At 58.2% G+C, this 19,710-nt stretch carries 7 protein-coding genes; 2 read left to right on the forward strand and 5 right to left on the reverse strand.

Translation table 11 applies throughout. The features are described 5' to 3' along the window. The first annotated feature begins 1,315 nt into the window (after positions 1 to 1,315). The gene (locus JJB99_RS31000) at positions 1,316 to 2,998 is read left to right on the forward strand and encodes an outer membrane beta-barrel protein (protein WP_200496001.1); all 1,683 of its coding nucleotides are present in this window, start codon (positions 1,316 to 1,318) and stop codon (positions 2,996 to 2,998) included. A 915-nt stretch (positions 2,999 to 3,913) separates the two neighbouring features. Here the strand turns inward: JJB99_RS31000 and JJB99_RS31005 are convergent. The 3 genes from JJB99_RS31005 to JJB99_RS31015 form a co-directional block, all read right to left on the reverse strand. Next, positions 3,914 to 4,096 carry a hypothetical protein gene (locus JJB99_RS31005; RefSeq protein ID WP_200496002.1) on the reverse strand — a complete coding sequence of 61 codons (183 nt, stop codon included), beginning with the start codon at positions 4,094 to 4,096 and terminating at the stop codon, positions 3,914 to 3,916. Positions 4,097 to 4,966: 870 nt separating this feature from the next. After that, the gene (locus tag JJB99_RS31010) at positions 4,967 to 6,364 is read right to left on the reverse strand and encodes an MATE family efflux transporter (RefSeq protein WP_246775046.1); all 1,398 of its coding nucleotides are present in this window, start codon (positions 6,362 to 6,364) and stop codon (positions 4,967 to 4,969) included. 13 nt (positions 6,365 to 6,377) lie between these two features. Further along, positions 6,378 to 12,809, reverse strand: coding sequence for a non-ribosomal peptide synthetase (locus tag JJB99_RS31015; RefSeq protein WP_246775047.1), 6,432 nt, complete (start codon positions 12,807 to 12,809; stop codon positions 6,378 to 6,380). A gap of 555 nt (positions 12,810 to 13,364) precedes the next feature. On the opposite strand from JJB99_RS31015, the gene speD reads away from it, so the two are divergent. Further along, positions 13,365 to 13,757 carry an adenosylmethionine decarboxylase gene (gene speD, locus JJB99_RS31020; protein ID WP_200496004.1) on the forward strand — a complete coding sequence of 131 codons (393 nt, stop codon included), beginning with the start codon at positions 13,365 to 13,367 and terminating at the stop codon, positions 13,755 to 13,757. A gap of 179 nt (positions 13,758 to 13,936) precedes the next feature. On the opposite strand, the gene JJB99_RS31025 is transcribed toward speD, so the two are convergent. Continuing rightward, positions 13,937 to 17,032, reverse strand: coding sequence for an efflux RND transporter permease subunit (locus JJB99_RS31025; protein ID WP_200496005.1), 3,096 nt, complete (start codon positions 17,030 to 17,032; stop codon positions 13,937 to 13,939). A 386-nt stretch (positions 17,033 to 17,418) separates the two neighbouring features. Continuing rightward, on the reverse strand, positions 17,419 to 19,245 hold the full coding sequence (gene glmS, locus JJB99_RS31030; RefSeq protein WP_200500370.1) for a glutamine--fructose-6-phosphate transaminase (isomerizing): 1,827 nt from the start codon (positions 19,243 to 19,245) through the stop codon (positions 17,419 to 17,421). Positions 19,246 to 19,710 lie beyond the last annotated feature (465 nt).

Genomic DNA, 19,710 nt, shown 5'->3' on the forward strand with positions numbered 1-19,710 from the left:
CGGACATACTCCGATACTGCGGCGATCTGAGCCAGGAGTCCGGACGAGATCATTCCAAGGGCGACTGCTTTCGCGACGGTTCCGTTCATCTCCGCGTAGAGCCAGCCTGTGTTGGATGGCTGCAGTATCGCTGTAACGTGGACAGGTAGATGCCGCGCGAGATCATCGACCGGCTGCGAAAATGACGCCCGCCTGGGAATATGGATAGTGTTGACGAGAGACGCGACAGAGCGCCAGGGAATGCTTAAATCCGAAACCAATCGTCAGCAGAGCATTCTTCACCGAAGCCCTCGTTAGCGCGTCCGCACAATGCAGTGTTCTGAATATCGCTGCGAACGCCTTTGAGAGGTCGCGCTGCCCAACGTCCCTGCAGCGGATGAACCTAGCTCCGCCGCCTGGCTCGTTCACGCGCATACGAGTGAAGCGAACATGCCAGGCGCGCCTCTTCGCGGTCTTCTCCGGGTCTGCCTTCAGCGCGTGCTCGATAAGCAGCTTATTGCGGATAGGTTGCTCCGCGCAGCCCCTGATTTCCGCGACACTGCCAGTAGTGACGGTACTCATGCTCCCCTCGGAGTTCCCTGTCGGCGTTGATGGCGCTCGGCCAAGGTTTGGCAATGATCGTGCCAAGGCTGCGTCAGAGAAACAAATGCATGCAATTGAAAGCAGATAGTGCGCGCGAGCGGCCTATCCGAACATTGTTGCGATCCCGACTTAGCCGCAGACCGCTGTTACAAACCCGACAACATCGGCCATCAACAACGCCTGCGTTTGCTGGTAATGATGACAGTCAGCAGCGCGCGCTTAGCAGGACAGCACCGGCTTCGAGATTGCAGAATCCATTTGTCACGGCCTTCAGTTCGTTAATGAAAAGCTCGCCGGCAAATATCGATACTTTACGCCGCCGAATCGCTTAATCATTCGAGATGCGTGATCCTCGAACGGAAGTTCTCACTGGCCGCCTTGGCCGCTGAGGGTTCGCATTGCCCTTGTTCAGCTCAAAGAACAATAATTGCAAGCTTGCGAGGCCGCTGGAGCAAGAGACGAACTATTTCGCAAGAGAGCGGTGACGTATTCAATCCGGAATCGCCAAGCATGCGGCGCGCGCTTTGTGTCCGTCATCAGACGCATTGCGTTTCAAATCCGCCATCCCTGACAGGAGAAGACGACATCGCCGACGAAAAAACCGCAGGCGATGCGCATCGCGCCTGCTGGCCTCGATCCTGCACACATTAAGCGGCGTGGAGGCGGCGCCAACAACATCGGCCATTCGGGCTTGGTTGCAAGATGGCGCGCGCGTTGTGTTTCGTGAGGTGAGATGCGATCTGGAGTTCTTTCTTGGAATGCAGCAACAGTTGCGCTCGTTGCAAGCGGTGCGGTCAATTCGGCATATCTTAAGCCGGCAGTAAAACCCCCACCGGTGCTGTGGAGCTGGACCGGAGGATATTTCGGCGCGCACGTCGGCGGGGGCTATGGCCGGACATCATTCACGGATCCGTACGGTCCGTCACTCTATGGGGACCTCGTCGATACGCCAGTGTTCCTGCTGGGAGGTCAGATCGGTTACAATTGGCAGAAGGACCGCTGGGTCTTTGGCGTTGAAGTGGATGCCAGTGGCGCTGCGTCGGACGGTACCAACACTTGTCTTGCCGTTTCCGGGTCTGTTGTGAGCGCAACCTGCAATGCGAGTCCAAACGTCTTTGTCACCGGCACCGGGCGCCTCGGTTACGGATTCGGCTCGCAGGGACATACGCTGGCTTATCTCAAGGGAGGTGTGGCCTGGCAACACAATCAGGGCGATGTCGTCAACAACCAGGAATTTAGCTGGGCGCCACAGAATGCAACTCATTTCGAGTATGGTCGGGTCGGCGGCACAATCGGCGCCGGCGTCGAGCAGGCGATTACGCCTGCATGGTCCGTTGGACTTGAGTACGATTATCTGTGGTTTGGTGGACCAGGTGTGGCAACCCCTCCGACCGCAAGGCTTCCGTTGGCAACCGTCCCAGCCAACATCACCCACCCGACCAGCAGCTATCATATCGGCAAAATTAGCCTAAACTACCATTTTGATGCCGACCCACGGATGCCGGCATGGTTCGACCGGCCGCTATACGGGGCGACGCCGCCCGTCAGCGCGCCGCCGGTTGCCTTCACTCGGGGTTGGTCGCAGGAAAGCGGCACACGCTTCTGGCTGAGTCGCGGAAAGTTTCAATGGGGCTTCGGGAGCGAGCTCGCATCAAGGCTCACCTATCACAAGCTGGATGGGATCTCCGGTGAGTTGTTCGAACGTGTGGACAGCCCATGGGGGATATTCCTGAAGGGCAATATCGGCGTCGGCCGCTTCAACAGCGGAAATGTGAACGATGAAGATTGGGGCGCGGGCTTCGCCTACTCCAACACGACATCGGGCCAGGCGAACGGAAGATTCATGTACTACACGGCCGATGCGGGTTACGATTTCTTGCGCGGTACCGCCTTCAAAGTCGGCGGGTTCATGGGCTGGACCTACTACGGCCAGAACTCTGACACGACAGGATGCACGCAGATCGCTTCCTCACCGCCATGCCGTCAAGCAGTTGGCGGAAAGATGGTCATCGGCAGCCAAGACACTGATTGGAATGCGCTGCGCATCGGTCTGAGTGCTGAAACCACGTTGCTCGACCGCTGGCGCGTCAGCGCCGATGTTGCTTACCTGCCCTGGACAAACTTCCAGGGCCGTGACAATCATCTGTTGCGAGACTTGACGTTCTTCAGCGATCAACGCGGGAGCGGTGGCGGTGGTGTGCAGGTAGAAGGTACTCTCTCATATTTCCTCACCAACAATTTCAGCGTCGGTATCGGCGCCCGATATTGGGCCATGTGGACTCAAAAACATAGCAAGATACTCCCCAATGAAGCCCAACGGGAGGACAGCTCTCCTGTTGCCTTGGGGGTCTTTCCTGCGAACTATCGCATGGAGCGATGGGGCACGTTCCTGCAGGCCTCCTACAACTTTGATTGAAACTGCCCGCTCTCCGTTCCAAGCTTCGAAATCGCGGATCCTGGGCTCAAGTCGAGCCGAGACCCGAGAATGACGTTGCGTGCTTTCGGGCAGTTCAAGGCCGAAAGCACGCATTGGTTTGCTTAAGCTAACGGCTAGGCCGCATGGGGCCGCTTCGTTGATTGGCGCCCGCCGTATTTGGGGTCACCAACTCTCTGCAAGATGGCACGTCTGACGCAGTCCTGTCATTTTCCGGTTCGATTCGTCTGCCATAGGCGGCTAATTCCATATGCACACGAGAGACGGGAGACGCGGCTCCGGACTCCTAGAATGCCCGCGCCGATCGCGTGAGCATACTTATGTCGATCGACCGGGTGACTCTCGTTCCCTGCCAAATGCCCAACGAGCATGCACTCACCAGATTAGCGGAACCACGTCTGAGGACCCCAAAACCAACAGAGTTGAACCCTCTTAGGGCGTTGGCCGGGCCTCTGTTCGAGCGGCCTTCTAGGGCCGAACAGTTTCAACATGTTTTTGAGAGCGGATCCCGAGGGGACTTGAATCGCACGTAGCGTAAGCTTGTATCGTCATACAGGTAGGCGACGGACCGCGTCCGACCGTCGGCAGCTTCCTGATGCGTGATGACAATAATGAACCTCTCAGACCGTCCAGCCTGCTTCGCAAGACTCTGTGCTGGTGCCAGAGCATTCCGCAAGCGGCCAAGCCACCACCATGCGCTGGCTGCCGATCGGGCGGCTGCTTTGGCGAATAGGACATCCGAGATCATTTTGACAAACCATCGACTTGGCGCTTGGAAACCTTTTCTGATGATCGTCGGCTCTTCCGCGGCGCGACAGCAAGGGCGGAATTTGGCTGCGATTGCTGTCACTCGTTATGAACCCCTGAAGATGAGCTCGTCAGCTGCTCGGCAGCTCGTCAGAACAGCACTTCGTCTATATCACTGATCAGTACGGAATGGCCCAAGATGCAAACGCTTTTCATTGTTCTCGGCATATGGCTGTTAGTCAATGTTTTGTTCGTCGTGATCATGATCCCGCCGCGCCAACCGCGCAGGTCGAACGGTCGGAAGGGATTCAGCTGCCGGTCGCCCGTCTTCATCAGACGCGGTCACCACCTTGATGAGGACGACAGCGTTTTGCTCCGTCATGCCATCATCGTACTTGGTGTTGGGTGCATTCTTCTCTCTGACGCCGCCCCTGCTTGACGCCTACGACGAGCTCAAGGCATTTATTCGCAAGCGCCACTCGAGGGTGGGAAAGGGCGATGACTTTCCGGCAGCGGATCAACCGCCCGGATCGCCTAACTCGCGTATTCCTGACGGAGGCCACGGCAACTTTTCAGAACCGACTTCCACGAAAAATGATGAGCAGACCTGACGGGCGCGAACTTACCAGATCGTTGCCAGCGAGGCTGCTTTCAATTTCGGGCCAAGTCAGGCGATGTACGAATTGTGGTCCCTTGTCTGGTGCCGCCAGGCCCGGCAGGAGCCCATGAGCTTGCTCCTCAAAAAGACAAGAGCCGGCAGAGAGACCAAGGCGCCGGCAAACTTGAGTTGCGCGTTTTAACGCGCTGACGCCTTGCTTCGTCTCGAGATCAGCAAGAAACGCACCGACAACGACGCATCAAGATTGTCGACCGCCAGGGTTGACGGCAGCTTGCACTGTTGACCTTGTGGGGCGCAAGCGTGTCTCGGTGAGAGCTGGCCGTGTTGAGCCTACCATTGCACTGGTCCATGTGCCGGGCACGAAGCAGACGCGCGATGAGCACGGCGGGGCCGGTACTCGGCTCTATACTTTGGCTCCCTAGCACCGCTCAAGAGGCCGGGCCCGCTTGCATCAGCTTCGGGCAAGCCAAGCGGTACCACTATAGCTGCATGGCTCTGCACACCACCTTCGTCATTCCCAGGAGCGCAACACCTTTTCGGGTTGTAGGCTCAATGCCGAGGCCTCGCTGATGTTCGACGTCAATTCAATTCGCGATCGCAGCTGAGGTGGGATGTCGGAGCGATCGTCTGAGCTCAGCAAACTGCTGGAACATCACAAGCGTCGCGACCATTCCGGCGCCCAGCTCAGCGGTTGCCTGACTGGCCAACAGTCCGTTAAAGCCCGATATTAGTGGTAACAACAGTACGGCCGGTATGAAGAAATAGCAGTGCCTCGCCAAGGGCACAACCACACTAAGGCGTGCTCTCCCGAAGGACTGAAGCATCGACGTCACGAAACTCTCAATACCAAAAAGCCAAAAAAAGAGATGGAAGACGACACAGGTCAAGACGGCAATTTCCGTGACGTTCTCGCTATCGCTGAACAGCTTGACCAAAGGTCGGGCAAAGCTCACAACGGCCGCAGAATATGCAGCCGAAAGTGCGACACTCATGGAAAGCATGAGCTTTGCGGCCTTCAATACGCGAGGCAGATCGCGTGCGCCCCAACCGAAACCCAGAACAGCTTGAGAGCCCATACAAAAGCCGGTGATAGGCAGTGCGCCGATGGTCAGCAATCGCACACCTATCCCTATCGCCGCGATGCAATCGTCCCCGAATGGCGCAGCAGCTCCGTACAAGAGCATAGACGCAATGGCAGATAAGATGCCCGTCATGGTCGCAGGCGCTCCAATAGACGCGATCTTCCTGATGCGACTTGTTCGCAACGAGATGTAAGACAGCTTGACGAGGACTATCCCGCGCAGCTTCGAAAAATGCGCGATATAGAGGCTAATGGCAGCGATCTGAGATACCAGTGTTGCGAGGGCTGCGCCTCGCACACCGAGGCCCAGCAAGAAGATGAAGGCCGGATCGAGCACGGCGTTCAGGATGAAGGCGGTCATCATCGTCCACATGCTGAAGCGTGTGTTGCCCTCGGCCCTCACGATGAAGCCGTTGACGATGTTTAGAAGCATCAGGGTGTACCCGAACAAAAGCGTCGCCGCATAGTCGAGCACCACGGGCATGATAGTTGGAGTTGCCCCGAGCGTTACGAAGATCCGTCGCAAGTTTAGCAGGAGAACAACCGTAAGCATGATACCGATCGGAGCGGCCAGAGCCAGTGCAGTACTCGCCCCTCTACTCGCCTCCAGGTACTCACCAGCACCAAGATGGCGAGATATGAACGAGGCTGTTCCAACACCGATACCCTGACCGACTGCCGTCAGCAGGACGACGACAGGCAAGGTCATGCTGACAGCTGCGATCGCTTGCGCGCCAAGTGCGCCAACAAAGATCGCATTGACGGCCTGCTGTAGCGCGTTGATCGATAGGCCAACAATAGACGGAATCGCAAGCCGCAGGATAAGGCCCGACAGGTTGGGATCCGATAGATCGATGTTCTTCTTGTTTGCCATCACATCTCGAACGCTTTCGACGACCACTTACGCATCCTGCTCATTCATGGATGACAGTGTCGCGGGCTCCTCCGAATTCGTCGATCGTCAGCAACAGCTCCTGCTGCAACACGGTGCAAAAGTTTTGAGTCACCTCATAACCGATCTGGGTTGGGTCATACCTTGTTTCAATTTGTAGAGCGCCAGCTTGATATCCAACATCGAACCAGAAGAGGTGACTCGCGGCCGCTTCATCCATGTCTTCGCCGATCCAGATTGGAGACGGCTCATGGGTCAGGAGGCGGCGCGGAAAATGGCGCTGCAAACCCGCTCGATAATTCAGTCCAATTTTGGGTAAGGGCAGACGATCGATCCGGCTCCGCACGGCTGGATCTCGGTTTAGGAATTTCAAGCCCCGGAACCCTATTCCCCTGCGCGGCAGGACATTGCGCTGGCGATTTATTGAATGAGCCCGATCGGGACGGGACTCCGTTCCGGCGAGACTCAAGGAAAGCGGAACGAGTTCGCTGATGTGGCCAATGATCTGCGATGGATCAATATCTTCAAACAGCCGACCTCGGGTCGAGGTAAGGCTATCAATCCAGAGCGAATAGTTGCCGAAAACACGTCCACAGGCGCCGGATATGGCCGCAAGAAATACGTCGATGTCCTTACAATGCGCCGATCTGGCTGCAATATTGAAGAGATCAGCTGTCGCTTCTTTGCCAATCTCCAGATGATGCTTCGCCTGATCTTCCCAAAGGAATCGGCAATTCGCGTCATCCTTGCGGCCTTCAAGGCGTGCATAATGCAGCTCTCTAGCGGTCACGTCCGAAAAGCTCGCGCCGCCCGATGAGGTGTGGCTGACGTCCAAATTGAACTGATGGTAGTCGATCCCCTCCCAGTATTCGAGTTCGGCTGGCGCTTCGCGGTTCGCGTAGTGCTCAAGGCGCTTTAGCCATGAAGAGAGCATCTGCATGTTCTCGGGACTACTCACGGCCTGGCCTGAGCTAATCGCGTTGTAGGCCGAATCCAATGCTTCCAGGAACAATCGATAGCCTATCCCGTCCGCAACGAAATGATGCATCAGGACCAGCAGATAGTAATCGCCGCTTTCCGATGTGCGGAAGGCTGTGACGTTAAGAAGAGGAGTCTGGCCGTCAAAACGAAAAATATGTTGACGTCTTGCTGAGATGCTCTCGATTGCCTTACGCTGCCGCAGGCTGGTCATTCCGACGAGATTGACCTCCTCCACGAGGCGTTCGGCCACCGAAGCTGCGATCGTCAGACGTAGGCCATCGTCGGTTCGGGCGATACGGAGCCTGAGGCCTTCGTGCCTATCCATAACATGGGCAAGGGCGCGCTCCAGCAGCGGGATATCCAGGATCCCGCCGGGCAGAAAGAACAGATCGCCTATGTTGTAGTGCTCATCGAAGCCGACAAGAGGCTTCCAAGATGCGATCGCGGGGATAACTGGCAACGAGCCATCCGCGGAAGTGACGGTATGGTGTGTAACCGTCGCTCCATCTGCCGCCAATTCCCTAATGGTCGGGGTTCGATAGAGTTGGTCAACAGTAAGATTCAGCCCGGCTGCGCGCGCCAGCGTGACGCAGCGCACGCTTAGAAGAGAGTCTCCACCGATATCAAAGAAGCTGTGGCCAATTCCAACCCACTTCGCGCCCAGTAGATCCTGCCAGATCCCGGCAAGAAGACGCTCCTTCCTCGTACGGGGCTCAGCAGACAGACCAAGCCCGACGTCGCGGTAAGGAATGGACAACAGGTGAGCACGATCTATCTTTCCGTTCGCCGTAAGGGGGATACTGTCAACCAAACGAAAGGCGGCGGGAATCATGTAGGACGGCAATGTGTGGCGCAGGTGGGCGACAAGATCCTCAGAGCATAGCCTGTCCCGCACGGGAACCAGGCTCGCGATCAAGTGACGATGGTCATCCATACCTTGCGCGACGACCGCGGCCTTTGCGATTGCCGGATGAGATTCAAGGGCCTTTTCGACTTCCTCCAGCTCAATGCGATAGCCCCGTACTTTGATCTGGTTGTCGGATCGGCCGCAAATCTCGAGAAGGCCGCTGGTTGAGATCCGTGCGATATCACCACTTCGATAAAGAACGCTGTATTGTCCGTCACCATAAGGATTCGGCACGAAACAACGGTCTGTCCGTTCCTGATCCCGCCAGTAGCCGGCGCTCACGCAGTGTCCCGCGATGCAGAGTTCGCCGGCGGCTCCGACAGGGACTCTCTTCAATCTATCATCGAGCACGTAGAGTTTGACGTTATCGATTGGATGCCCAACCGGGACGAGCGACGAGCCGTCGTCGGCATCCGATGTTTTGTAGATCGAGGCATTGGAGGCACATTCCGTAGCGCCATAGAAATTCCACAACGGCACATCCGGGAAAAGCGCACGCCAGCGAACCGGGAGCGAGGACGGCATCGGTTCAGCGCTGCATGTGACCAGCCGTAGGGAGGTGGCGCGCCGCTGCCGTTCTTGGGAAGCAATGAGGCCGGTCAGGACCGACGGCGAAGCAAATAAATGCGTCGCGCGACATCTCGCCAACGTGCTCAACAGCAGATCTGGATCCAGCAACTGCTCCCGGGTCAGGATCAGCGTAGACACACCTCTCAGAAGCCCCCCGAAGTATTCCCAAGCCGACGCAACAAGTGATGCGGACTTCTGGACAACCATTACGTCGGACTTGTCGAAGGGAGCGCTTCGCCACATCCAGTGCAGCCGATTGAGAATTGCCGATTCCGGTATCAGGACCCCCTTCGCCTTTCCGGTTGAGGACGAGGTGTATATAAGGCTCGCAATTCCTCCATCTGACGGTGTGTCGATGCGCTCAGAATGGTGCGCGGACGTGCCGTACCCTTCTAGGTCCAACAAAGAAATCGACGGAGTGTCAAAGCCAAGGTCAATGGCACTTGCGTGAACCAGACGCTTTGGCTGACTATCTCGCAGGACATCTTCGATCCGTTCACGTGGATAATCCGGCGATATAGGGACAACGATAGACCGCAAGGCTCGTGCCGCGAGAATAACAGCGGCCACGTCAGGCGACCGGTCGACCAGCAAGGCGACCCTATCGCCGGCGCCGACGTCAGACGCCTGCAGTAGCGACCGGACTGCTGTTACGCGCTCACGCAGATCGCCGAATGTGATCGCACCGAAATCACCAAAATATGCCAGCTGGCTGCGATGTGAGGCGCTGATCTGCTCGAACGCTTCGACAATCGGACATTCAGTCGAGTATGACTGCGCCGAGCCATCCAGCGAGTCCAGCATAACGACATCCGTCGCGCTGAGGCAGCTCAGATCCTTAACGGGCGCAAGCGGATTCTCGACGCAGGCTGCAATCAGACAGCGCAGATTATCAGCCATACGGCCGATGAGATCGCTGGAAAATATGTCTTCTGCATATGCTAGCTGCAGCGCAATTTCATCGCCCTGATCTTGTGCGTACAAGGTCAGATCGAATTTTACATAGCCGGTGTCGTATTCGCGGAATGTCAGATCGAGCTCATGCTGACCAGCCGGCTCCGCAGCCTCGGAATACATGTTGAACATGACCTGGAAGATCGGCGATCGTCCCGCTTCACGACACAGCCGACTATCCCTTACCATCCAGCCGAACGGATATGCCGCATTTGCGATGGCATCGCTGACCAGGCCCTGGATGCGCAAGGCATGAACCGCAAAGGACTGACCGACATCGATCGCGGAGCGGATTGGCAGCATATTCAGGAAAAAGCCGACAATGTCGGCACTGCCGGCTTGATCCCGTACGACGTGCGGTATGCCGACGATAACGTCGTCTTGACCGCTATACATCCGCAGAAGCAGCTTGAAGCACGCGAGGAGGGTTGTCGACGGGGTGCACCTGTGTTGGCGCGCAAACTCCCGTAACCGATTGGAGAGCTCGCTGCCGAGCAGCACGCCATGCGAGGCGCCGCGGTGAGAGTTTGTCTGCGGCCGCGCCTGTCCTGTTCCAAGCGAAAGCACCGGCGGATCATCACCAATCTGGCGGCGCCAATAGCTGCGTTGGTTGGCCAGCGCCTCTGGAGGCGCGTGCTGCTTTTCCCAGACCGCGTAGGTCGAAAGTGAGGCGCGGTTCTTTGGCAAAGGCGCCGCGGGATGTAGGTACGTTTGTCGAAGGTCTCTGAGCAGAACAGAGATCGACCAGGCATCTATGATAATTTCGTGAGCGCTGATCAGTATCAGATGGTGGTCAGGGCCAAAACGGATCATGCGCCCGCGAAACAGATTGCCCTGGCTGAGATCAAAGCTGCCGTTCAGCTCTGTTCGCCGCAACTCTGCGATCAGCTCCTCAGCTTCCTGCGCCGACAGATGAGATGCATCAGCCAATTCAAGATTTTCACATTGCGGAGCATCAAAGAGCTGGACCGGACCATCCTCGTCGATAAAGCGTGCAGAAAGGGCCTGATGGAAGCGAACGACATCGGTCCAGGCGCGATTGAACCCGGCCAGATCGATGATGCCTCTTATTCGCAGGCCGCCTTGAATGATGTAGTTCTTGGCAGACGGATCGAGCTGGGAGAGAAACCACAGGTGTTCCTGAACTCGCGTCAGAGGCGATCGCGTAAGCTTTCCGTATGCGGGGCCTATGCATGGTTTGGACGCGCCTCGGGTCGAGATCGAAGCCGCAAGAGATCGGATCGTTCCATTCAGGACGAGCCTGAAATCCGTTCTCACTCCGAATTCGGTCTGCAATTGGCCCAATATGAGCATAGCCCGTAGCGAGTCTCCACCGAGGCTTATGAAGGGATCATTCACACCAATGTTCTCAATGCCCAGAACGCCTGACCAGATTTGACACAGCTTGGCTTCAAGCTCTGTTCGCGGCCCCTCGAATGGCGTCGGCATTGCAGGGCGAACACTGGTCGGGTCCGGCAATGCTCCAAAATCGACCTTTCCGTTTCTGGTCCGTGGAATACCGCCGACGTGGATAATCCTTTCTGGGAGCATGTAGGTGGGAAGCGTTTCGGCAAGAAAGTCCAAAAGCTCGCATTGCGTCACTTCAGCCGGGGCTGACACATACGCGACGATTCGTCTCGATCCAGTGTCCCCCTCGGCACTGGTTATGTCTCGCGCCGTAAGCTTTACGCCTGCGCAGACGGACGCCACCGCGACAGCGCCACGTACCAAGTGATGAGCGGAGAGCCGCGCCTCGATTTCTCCCAGCTCAATTCTGTGCCCGCGGATTTTGACCTGACGGTCCCGTCGACCAAGACATTCCAAAAGGCCATCGGAACGAACGCGCCCAAGATCACCTGTCCTGTATAGGCGCCCGAACGGCGGGTCGTTCGAGAATGGGTTTGGCCCAAAGGCATCCTTGGTGCGGATGTGGTCATTGACGTAACCAGTGGCGACACCAACACCGCTAACGCAGATTTCGCCGACCTCTCCCGTGTCGCACAGACGAGATCCATCGGTGATATAGACCTGAAGGTTCGCAATCGGCTTGCCGATCGGCACATAAGTGTCCGCCACCGCGGGAGGTACGGAAACCAGATTGTGCGTAACGCCGTCGGCGCACTCGGTCGGCCCGTAGTGGTTTAGAATGGGGATCTGCGGATATAGCGTAAGCCAGGCGCGCGCCAGCCCGGGTGTTAGGGGTTCTCCAACCGTGGAAATAATCCGCAACCTGTCCAGAGCTCGCTCAGCCGCCGCAAGGCGCTGCAGATATTCAACAAATACTGCAAGCATTGACGGGACGAATTGAGCAACCGTCACGCCGTACCCTTGAATTGCTTTGAGAAGAGATACTGGCGATTTCAGTGTCGCATCATCAATGATCGCGATACTGGCTCCGACGCAAAGCCCTGCCAGAAGCTGCCACAGCGAGATGTCAAAACAATGCGATGCCGTCTCGGCAATGCAATCCATTCGAGTGAGGGTCAGGGCATCAATTTTTGCCGCCAAATGATTGTTGAGGGCTGCACGCCCAATCATTGCGCCTTTAGGCTGGCCCGTTGAACCAGACGTAAACAGAATGTAGGCGTGTCCATCCGCGCTCGATGATGGGACGAAGGACGACGGCTGGCGCTCACGCAGCTCCGCCTCTATCGGCATGAATTGGATGGTGCCTTCGCTCCTCGACTGGAGCAGATTGAGCGAATGCTGCTGGTCGGGACCAATAATGAGGGCACAGCGACTCTGCTCAATTATGAACGACGTACGTGAAGCCGGTAACGATGGATCGAGCGGTAGGTACGTTGATCCGGCCTTCAAGATTGCGACGACCGCCGTCGCCCAGTCCAAGCCGCGCTCACCCCAATACCCGACGACAGCGCCCCGACCGCCGTGCTCTCGCAGCCTCCTTGCGAGGGCATCCGATCTTAGTCGCAGCGCCTCGTAAGTGAGTTCGTCTGCGCCGCTCCTCAGCGCAATTCTCTCCGGATCCGATCTTGCAATGCGATCGATCGACGTGGTCGCCTCGATCGCTTGACGTTCCACATACGGATTTCTTTCGGATAGATCTCGGCTAGGCAAACGCGTCCCCCATTCATCGCCTTCTGGGGCCTCAAATCAGAACGCCGATGATCTTGATTGCGGGTATGGATTGGTCAGCCCCGGTATCGGCCAGACATAGTGGTGCCCTTTGGTCGTTTCTTAGCTTCCCGCCCTAGGCGTTCACCACTGTTTGCTCGATGACGTCAGGGCAATACAGGCCGGACGTGTAGGGCCTCGAATTTGCCTTGGCACCTACCGGATCTTGTAGTCGACACGCGCCAATCTGCATGGCACCCGCAACCAACGGGTGCCTGCCACGGTTTGGTGCTCTCCTCACGAAAGCGGACTTGGGCGCTCGCCGGGCTGCGGATTCCTACGGCACCCAAGCGGTAAACACCGATTGCGTACAACTGATTTGTGCCTTTGAGACGACGCCCAAGTCCTTGATGCGGCATTGAGGTCATGAACGTACCGGCAAAACGCGCCGCCTGATCACCTCGTCATCTAAATCCCGAACAGCTCATTTTACTGAGCCGGCAATTGAATGGAGATTCCTCAATGATTATTGATAGCGACCAAGAAGTACCACCGCCTCTGGCCACCGGCGCGACGCATATGCTTATCGAGCTATGGGGAGCGAAAAACCTGGACGATCCGGACATTGCGGAAGACGCAATCCGAAAAGCCATCGATGCGGCGAGTGCAACATTACTCCACCTTCATGTTCATAAATTTTGTCCAGGCGACGGCGTCTCGGCAATAGCCTTGTTGGCTGAATCGCACATGACCTTACATACTTGGCCTGAGAGGTCCTACGCGGCCGTTGATGTTTTCGTATGTGGCGACAGCAATCCTGCGAGCGCCGTGCCAGTTCTGGTTGAGGCTTTTCAGCCCGAACGGTCGGACGTTCGCAGCTTCCGAAGAGGTGTGTCAATCAAGCCAACCGGCTGAGCAGGTAGTCCGTCCCTTGGGTCAGTCATCGAGATCGCTGCATCAATCAGACAACTATCTTGCGGCGCAGCCCCTGCCCACTGGAAGTGCTCTCATCTCCGCCACAACTGACGCTTGCTTCGGCGCGAATGCGCCTTGGCAATGACCATTGCCGCATTGCATCTTCAATCGATCCCGCCTCAGGTCGGCCGCAGCGCCTTGGAGCCGAGACCCAGCTCCTCGATCTGCTCGTTCCGCACGGACCCGGTCTTGGCACGGTGGTCGGTCGCTAGGACCACATAGACCGCCGGCAGCACGAACAGCGTGAACAGGGTGCCGACCGACATGCCGGCCACGACCACAAGGCCGATCGAGAAACGGCTGGCAGCGCCCGCGCCGGTCGCGGTCAGGAGCGGAATCAGGCCGGTCACCATCGCGGCCGTCGTCATCAGGATTGGCCGCAGGCGGATACGGGCCGCCATCTCGATCGCCGAGCGGCGGTCCAGCCGCTCGTTGATCTGGAGCTCGTTGGCGAACTCCACCATCAGGATGCCGTGCTTGGTGATCAGGCCGACCAGCGTCAGCAGGCCGACCTGAGTGTAGATGTTCATGGTGGCGACGCCGAAGAACAGCGGGATCAGCGCGCCGACGATCGCCATCGGCACGGAGATCATGATGACCAGCGGGTCGCGCAAGCTCTCGAATTGCGCCGCCAGCACCAGGAAGATGATGATCAGCGCGAAGGCGAAGGTGATCGCGAGCTGATTGCCCTCCTGCACATACTGCCGGCTGTCGGCGAGAAAGTCATGGCTGAAGCCTTGCGGCAGCTTCTTGGCCTCGCCTTCAAGGAAGTCGACCGCCTGGCCGACGGTCACGCCGGGCATCGGCACCGCCGAGAACGTCGCCGAGTTGAGCTGGTTGTAGTGGGTCAGCGAATTCGGCGCAGTCGTAGTCTCGATTGACACCACCGTCGATAGTGGCACTTGCTGGCCGGTGCTGGTCGCTACGTAGTAGTTGCCGAGCGATTCCGGCGAGAGCCGCTGAGCGCGTGGTACCTGCGTGATCACCTGATAGGAACGGCCCTCCAGGTTGAAGCGATTGATGTAATTGCCGCCGCCGAGGAGCGCGAGCGCGCTGCCGACGTTCTGCATATTGATGCCGAGGTCCTGCGCCTTGGCGCGGTTGACGTTCACCTTCACGGTCGGCTGATTGAAGGCGAGATCGCTGTCGGAGACGATGAACATGCCGCTCTTGCGCGCGGCATCCTTCAGCTTCTCCATCTGCTCATAGACGGCCTGGAAACCCGCGGTCGAATTGATCACCATCTGCACCGGCAAACCGCCCGGGCCGCCCGGCAGCGGCGGCAGGTTGAAGGCGAAGGCCTGAACACCCTCGATCTTGGAGAGCTCGGCCTGGACCAGCGGCTTCAACTGAATCGAGGAGCGCTTCCGTTCATCCCAGGGCTTGAGCAGCATGCCGGCGATACCGTTCTGAGGGCCGTTGATGCCATTCAGCACGAAGCGCAGATCGGTCTCAGGGAAGCTTTGAAATTTCTTGTCGAGCTTGTCGCCATAGAAATCGAGATAGTCGTTGTTGGCGTATTTCGGTGCTTTGGTCACCGCGAACACGATGCCTTGGTCTTCCTCGGGTGCGAGCTCACTCGAGGTGTGCAAGTAGAGGAACCCAACGAGGCCAAGGATCGTCATGGCGAATAGGCCCGTTACCGCCTTGTAGTCAAGCGAGCGGTCGAGCTTGCGGCCGTACCAGCGCGTCAAGGCACCAAACACCTTGTTCACGAGCATGGCGAAGCGGCTCTCGTCGCTGTTCTTGAAGAGCACCGAGCACATCATGGGCGACAGGGTCAGCGCGATCACCCCCGACACGACCACCGAGCCGGCGAGCGTGAAGGCGAATTCACGGAACAGCGAGCCGGTTAGTCCACCGAGGAAGCCGATCGGGGCGTACACGGCGGCCAACGTGATCGTCATCGAGACGACCGGGCCGACGATTTCCCGCGCGCCTTCCAGCGCCGCCTGCACCGGAGTCTTCCCCTCCTCCAGATGGCGATAAATGTTCTCCACCACCACGATGGCGTCGTCGACCACGAGACCGATTGCGAGCACCATGGCGAGCAGCGTCAGCAAGTTGAAGCTAAAGCCCAGTACCAGCATCAGCGTGCAGACACCGATCATCGACAGCGGGATAGCGACGACCGGAACGATCACGGAGCGGAACGAGCCCAGGAACAGGAAGATCACCACGATTACGATGATTACGGCCTCGCCTAGCGTCTTCTCGACCTCATCGATCGACGACTGGATGAACTTGGTCGAGTCGTAGGCGACCTTCATCTTCATCGAGGGCGGCAGGTTGCGCTCCAGCTCGGGAAACAGCGCGCGCACGCCCCTCACCAGCGTCAGTGGGTTGCCTTGTGGCGTCGCCTGCACACCGATGAAGATCGCATGCTCGCCGTTGAAGGCCACGCTCGCATCAGTGGTCTGCGCGGCAAGCTCGACGGAGGCGATATCCTCCATCCGCACAAAGCCGCCGTCCTTGGCCTTGACGATCAACTTCTTGAACTGGTTGACGTCGGTCAGGCCCGTGTTCGTCGTGATGTTCGAGACGATCAAATAGCCCTTGGTCTGGCCGGCGGCGGACTGGAAGTTGTTTGCGGTGATCGCGGCCGCGACATCAGTCGGCGACACGTTGTGGCCGGCCATCTTCAACGGGTCAAGCCACAACCGCATCGCAAAGGTCTGGCCGCCGAGGATGTCGGCAGACGCGACGCCGTCCACAGTGGACAGCACCGGCTGCACCACGCGCGTCAGGTAGTCGGAGATTGCCGAGCCGGACAGCTCCTCCGAGGAGAAGCCGAGATACATCACCGCTGTCGTCTGGCCGGTGGTCTTGGTGACGACCGGATCATTGGATTCCTTCGGGATCAGATATTTGATCGAATTCACCTTGGCGAGCACCTCGGTGAGCGCCTGGTTCGGGTCGACGTTCAGCTTGATATAGACCTGAATCGTCGAGGTGCCGAGCACCGAGGATGAGGTGATGTAGTCGACGCCCTCGGCGGAGGCGACCGCCTGCTCGATCGGCGTGGTGATGAAGCCCTGAACCAAGTCCGCGGACGCGCCGGGGTAGACGGTCGTGATGTTGATGACCGTGTTCGACAGCTTCGGATATTGCCGTATCGGCAATACCATCGCCGCACGGAAGCCGATCAGCAGGATCAGCAGACTGACGACGACCGACAGGACCGGACGCTTGATGAAAATGTCGGTAAAGGCCATCGCGGCGATCTCGAATTCGTCTGCTTGAGTAATGTGACCCGGCGTCAGGCCGGATCACGCGAGCGCGTTATCAGTAGCGCGGGGGCTGAAATGGCCGGCGCCGGTTCGGACGAACTCGCTACGGCCACATCCGAGTGCAGGCCGAGTGGTCCGAGCGCAACGACCTTGTCGCCCGCTTCAGATGCAAGCGAAGTTACCATGTCGTCGGCCTCCTGAAGGCGCGTGTCGAAAACCTGTTAGACTTCGGCGCAGATTCGAACGCGAAAGCGGCAGACGCTGGCATCTTTGACCGCCTAAGTTTGGCGGCGCTGGCCGGTCGTGAATGCTCTAACATAATTCTCTAGACCGGTTTGGCGACAAGACGCGATCGACGGCTTCCGTCCTCCCTATTCGACCGTCACGGACTTGGCGAGATTCCGCGGCTGGTCGACATCAGTGCCCATCACGACGGCCGTGTGGTAGGCTAGCAGCTGCACGGGGATCGCGTAGACCATCGGCGTGAAGACGGCAGGCATGTCCGGCAGCACGATCGTGGCGAACGTATCCAGTGTCGCCTCCTCAGCGCCCTTGGCATCGGTCAAGAGGACAATGTTGCCGCCGCGCGCTGCCACTTCCTGCATGTTTGAGACCGTTTTCTCGAATAAGCAGTCATGCGGTGCGATCACCACAACTGGCACGGCCTCGTCGATTAGCGCGATCGGGCCGTGTTTGAGCTCGCCCGCAGCATACCCCTCTGCATGGATGTAGGAGATTTCCTTCAGCTTCAGGGCGCCCTCTAGCGCGATCGGGAAGCTCGTGCCGCGACCGAGATAGAGTACGTCGCGTGCTTTCGCGATGTCGCGCGCAAGCCTCTCGATCTGCGGTTCGGTGGTGAGCGCCGCCGCCATCAGGCGAGGAATTTCCACCAGGCCGCGCACCAGCTCGATCTCCTCATCCTCGGACAGTTCGCCGCGCGCCCTGGCGGCCGCGACCCCAAGCGCCGCCAGCACTATCAGTTGGCAGGTAAAGGCTTTCGTCGAGGCAACGCCGATCTCCGGGCCGGCCAGCGTCGGCAGCACGGTTTCGCTCTCGCGAGCGATGGTCGACGTTGGTACATTGACGACTGCAAGTGTGTGTGCACCTTTCGCCTTGGCGTAGCGGAGCGCAGCAAGCGTATCTGCGGTCTCGCCCGACTGCGAAACAAAGATCGCGAGATCACCTCTGCCCATGGCAGATTCGCGGTAGCGGAACTCGGAGGCGACGTCGACTTCAACGGGCACGCGGACAAAGCGCTCGAGCCAGTATTTCGCGACGGAGCCAGCATAGCTCGCTGTGCCGCAAGCGATGATCGTGATGCGGCGGACGTCTCTGAAGTCGAACGGCAGCTCGAGCGGTAGAGCAACGCGTTCGCAGGCTCCGTCGATATAGCGCGCCAGAGTCTGCTCGATCACCTTCGGCTGCTCATGGATCTCCTTGGCCATAAAGTGCCGATAGTTCGCCTTGTCAACCAGGAGCGACGACGCACCCGATTTCAGCGTCTCGCGGCGCGCGACTGCCCCTTTGGCATCGTAGATGACGTGGATCTTGCGGGTAAGCACGGCGCAATCCCCGTCATCAAGATAAGTGATGGCGTCGGTGAACGGCGCGAGCGCAATGGCATCCGAACCGACATAAACCTCGTCATTGCCATACCCGATCGCGAGCGGGGATCCCTTCCGTGCAGCGATCATGAGATCGTCGTGCCCCTTGAACAGGAATACCAGGGCAAACATCCCGCGCAGTCGCGGTAAGGAAGCTTTCACTGCCTTTTGGGGCGAGTAGCCCTCCCTCAGATAGGATTCGACCAGGTGCGCCACCACCTCGCTGTCAGTGTCGGAAACAAATCGAGCACCTTTCTGCTCAAGTTCGGCGCGCAACTCGCGAAAATTCTCGATGATTCCGTTATGGACGACCGCGACATTGTCCGTCGTATGCGGATGCGCGTTGTACTCCGTGGGCTTGCCATGAGTGGCCCAGCGGGTATGACCAATACCGGTGTGACCGGGCAGCGGACTGCGGCGGAGGCTGGTCTCAAGATTTTTCAGCTTGCCCTCGGCGCGCCGGCGCTCAAGATGATTGGCGTCGAGCGTTGCGACTCCCGCTGAATCATAGCCGCGATATTCCAGGCGAGTAAGCGCTTCAATCAACCGCTCCGCAACGGGTTGGCGCCCCAAAATGCCTACAATCCCACACATGCGGATCAACATCCCCCATATTCAAGAATAGAGTTTTTGGAGCAGCTAGACTTTTCTTGAGACCGTCGATTGAAGGTGCTCAATGATTGTTGCGGATTTGGGTGCTCTGGATTCTGCGGCCAAATCCAAGCTCCGCCGGCCGAAGCGCGGTTCGGGCGAGCAGCATCGAATACAAGCATGTGGCGGCAGCAGGAGGCGGTAAGGCGCGTATGCGTGGCGAACGGAGAGCCATAGCAACTGCGACTCTTTGGAACAGCCACAGTGTAGCCGCGGTCGGGGGTGCTTGGGCACGTCACCGCAAGTTGCCTCTGCAGGATCGATGACACTCGATCCAGATCGACGAGCCGCGAGGTGTCGAGTTATCTGCCGGCATGAACTCCATCCATTGGATCCGTTGAGAGCCAAGCGTCATGGCCCAGCCTCCTTCGCAAGAGATCGGTAAAGCGGATAGCTGGATAGTGGAAT

This window comes from Bradyrhizobium diazoefficiens, from assembly GCF_016616235.1.
Lineage (GTDB): Bacteria > Pseudomonadota > Alphaproteobacteria > Rhizobiales > Xanthobacteraceae > Bradyrhizobium > Bradyrhizobium diazoefficiens_H.

Bases quoted from the DNA above. Each gene is read 5' to 3' on its own strand.
- JJB99_RS31000 (WP_200496001.1), top strand. From the start codon at position 1,316: ATGCGATCTGGAGTTCTTTCTTGGAATGCAGCAACAGTTGCGCTCGTT.
- JJB99_RS31005 (WP_200496002.1), bottom strand. From the start codon at position 4,096: ATGAAGACGGGCGACCGGCAGCTGAATCCCTTCCGACCGTTCGACCTG.
- speD (WP_200496004.1), top strand. From the start codon at position 13,365: ATGATTATTGATAGCGACCAAGAAGTACCACCGCCTCTGGCCACCGGC.
- JJB99_RS31025 (WP_200496005.1), bottom strand. From the start codon at position 17,032: ATGGCCTTTACCGACATTTTCATCAAGCGTCCGGTCCTGTCGGTCGTC.
- glmS (WP_200500370.1), bottom strand. From the start codon at position 19,245: ATGTGTGGGATTGTAGGCATTTTGGGGCGCCAACCCGTTGCGGAGCGG.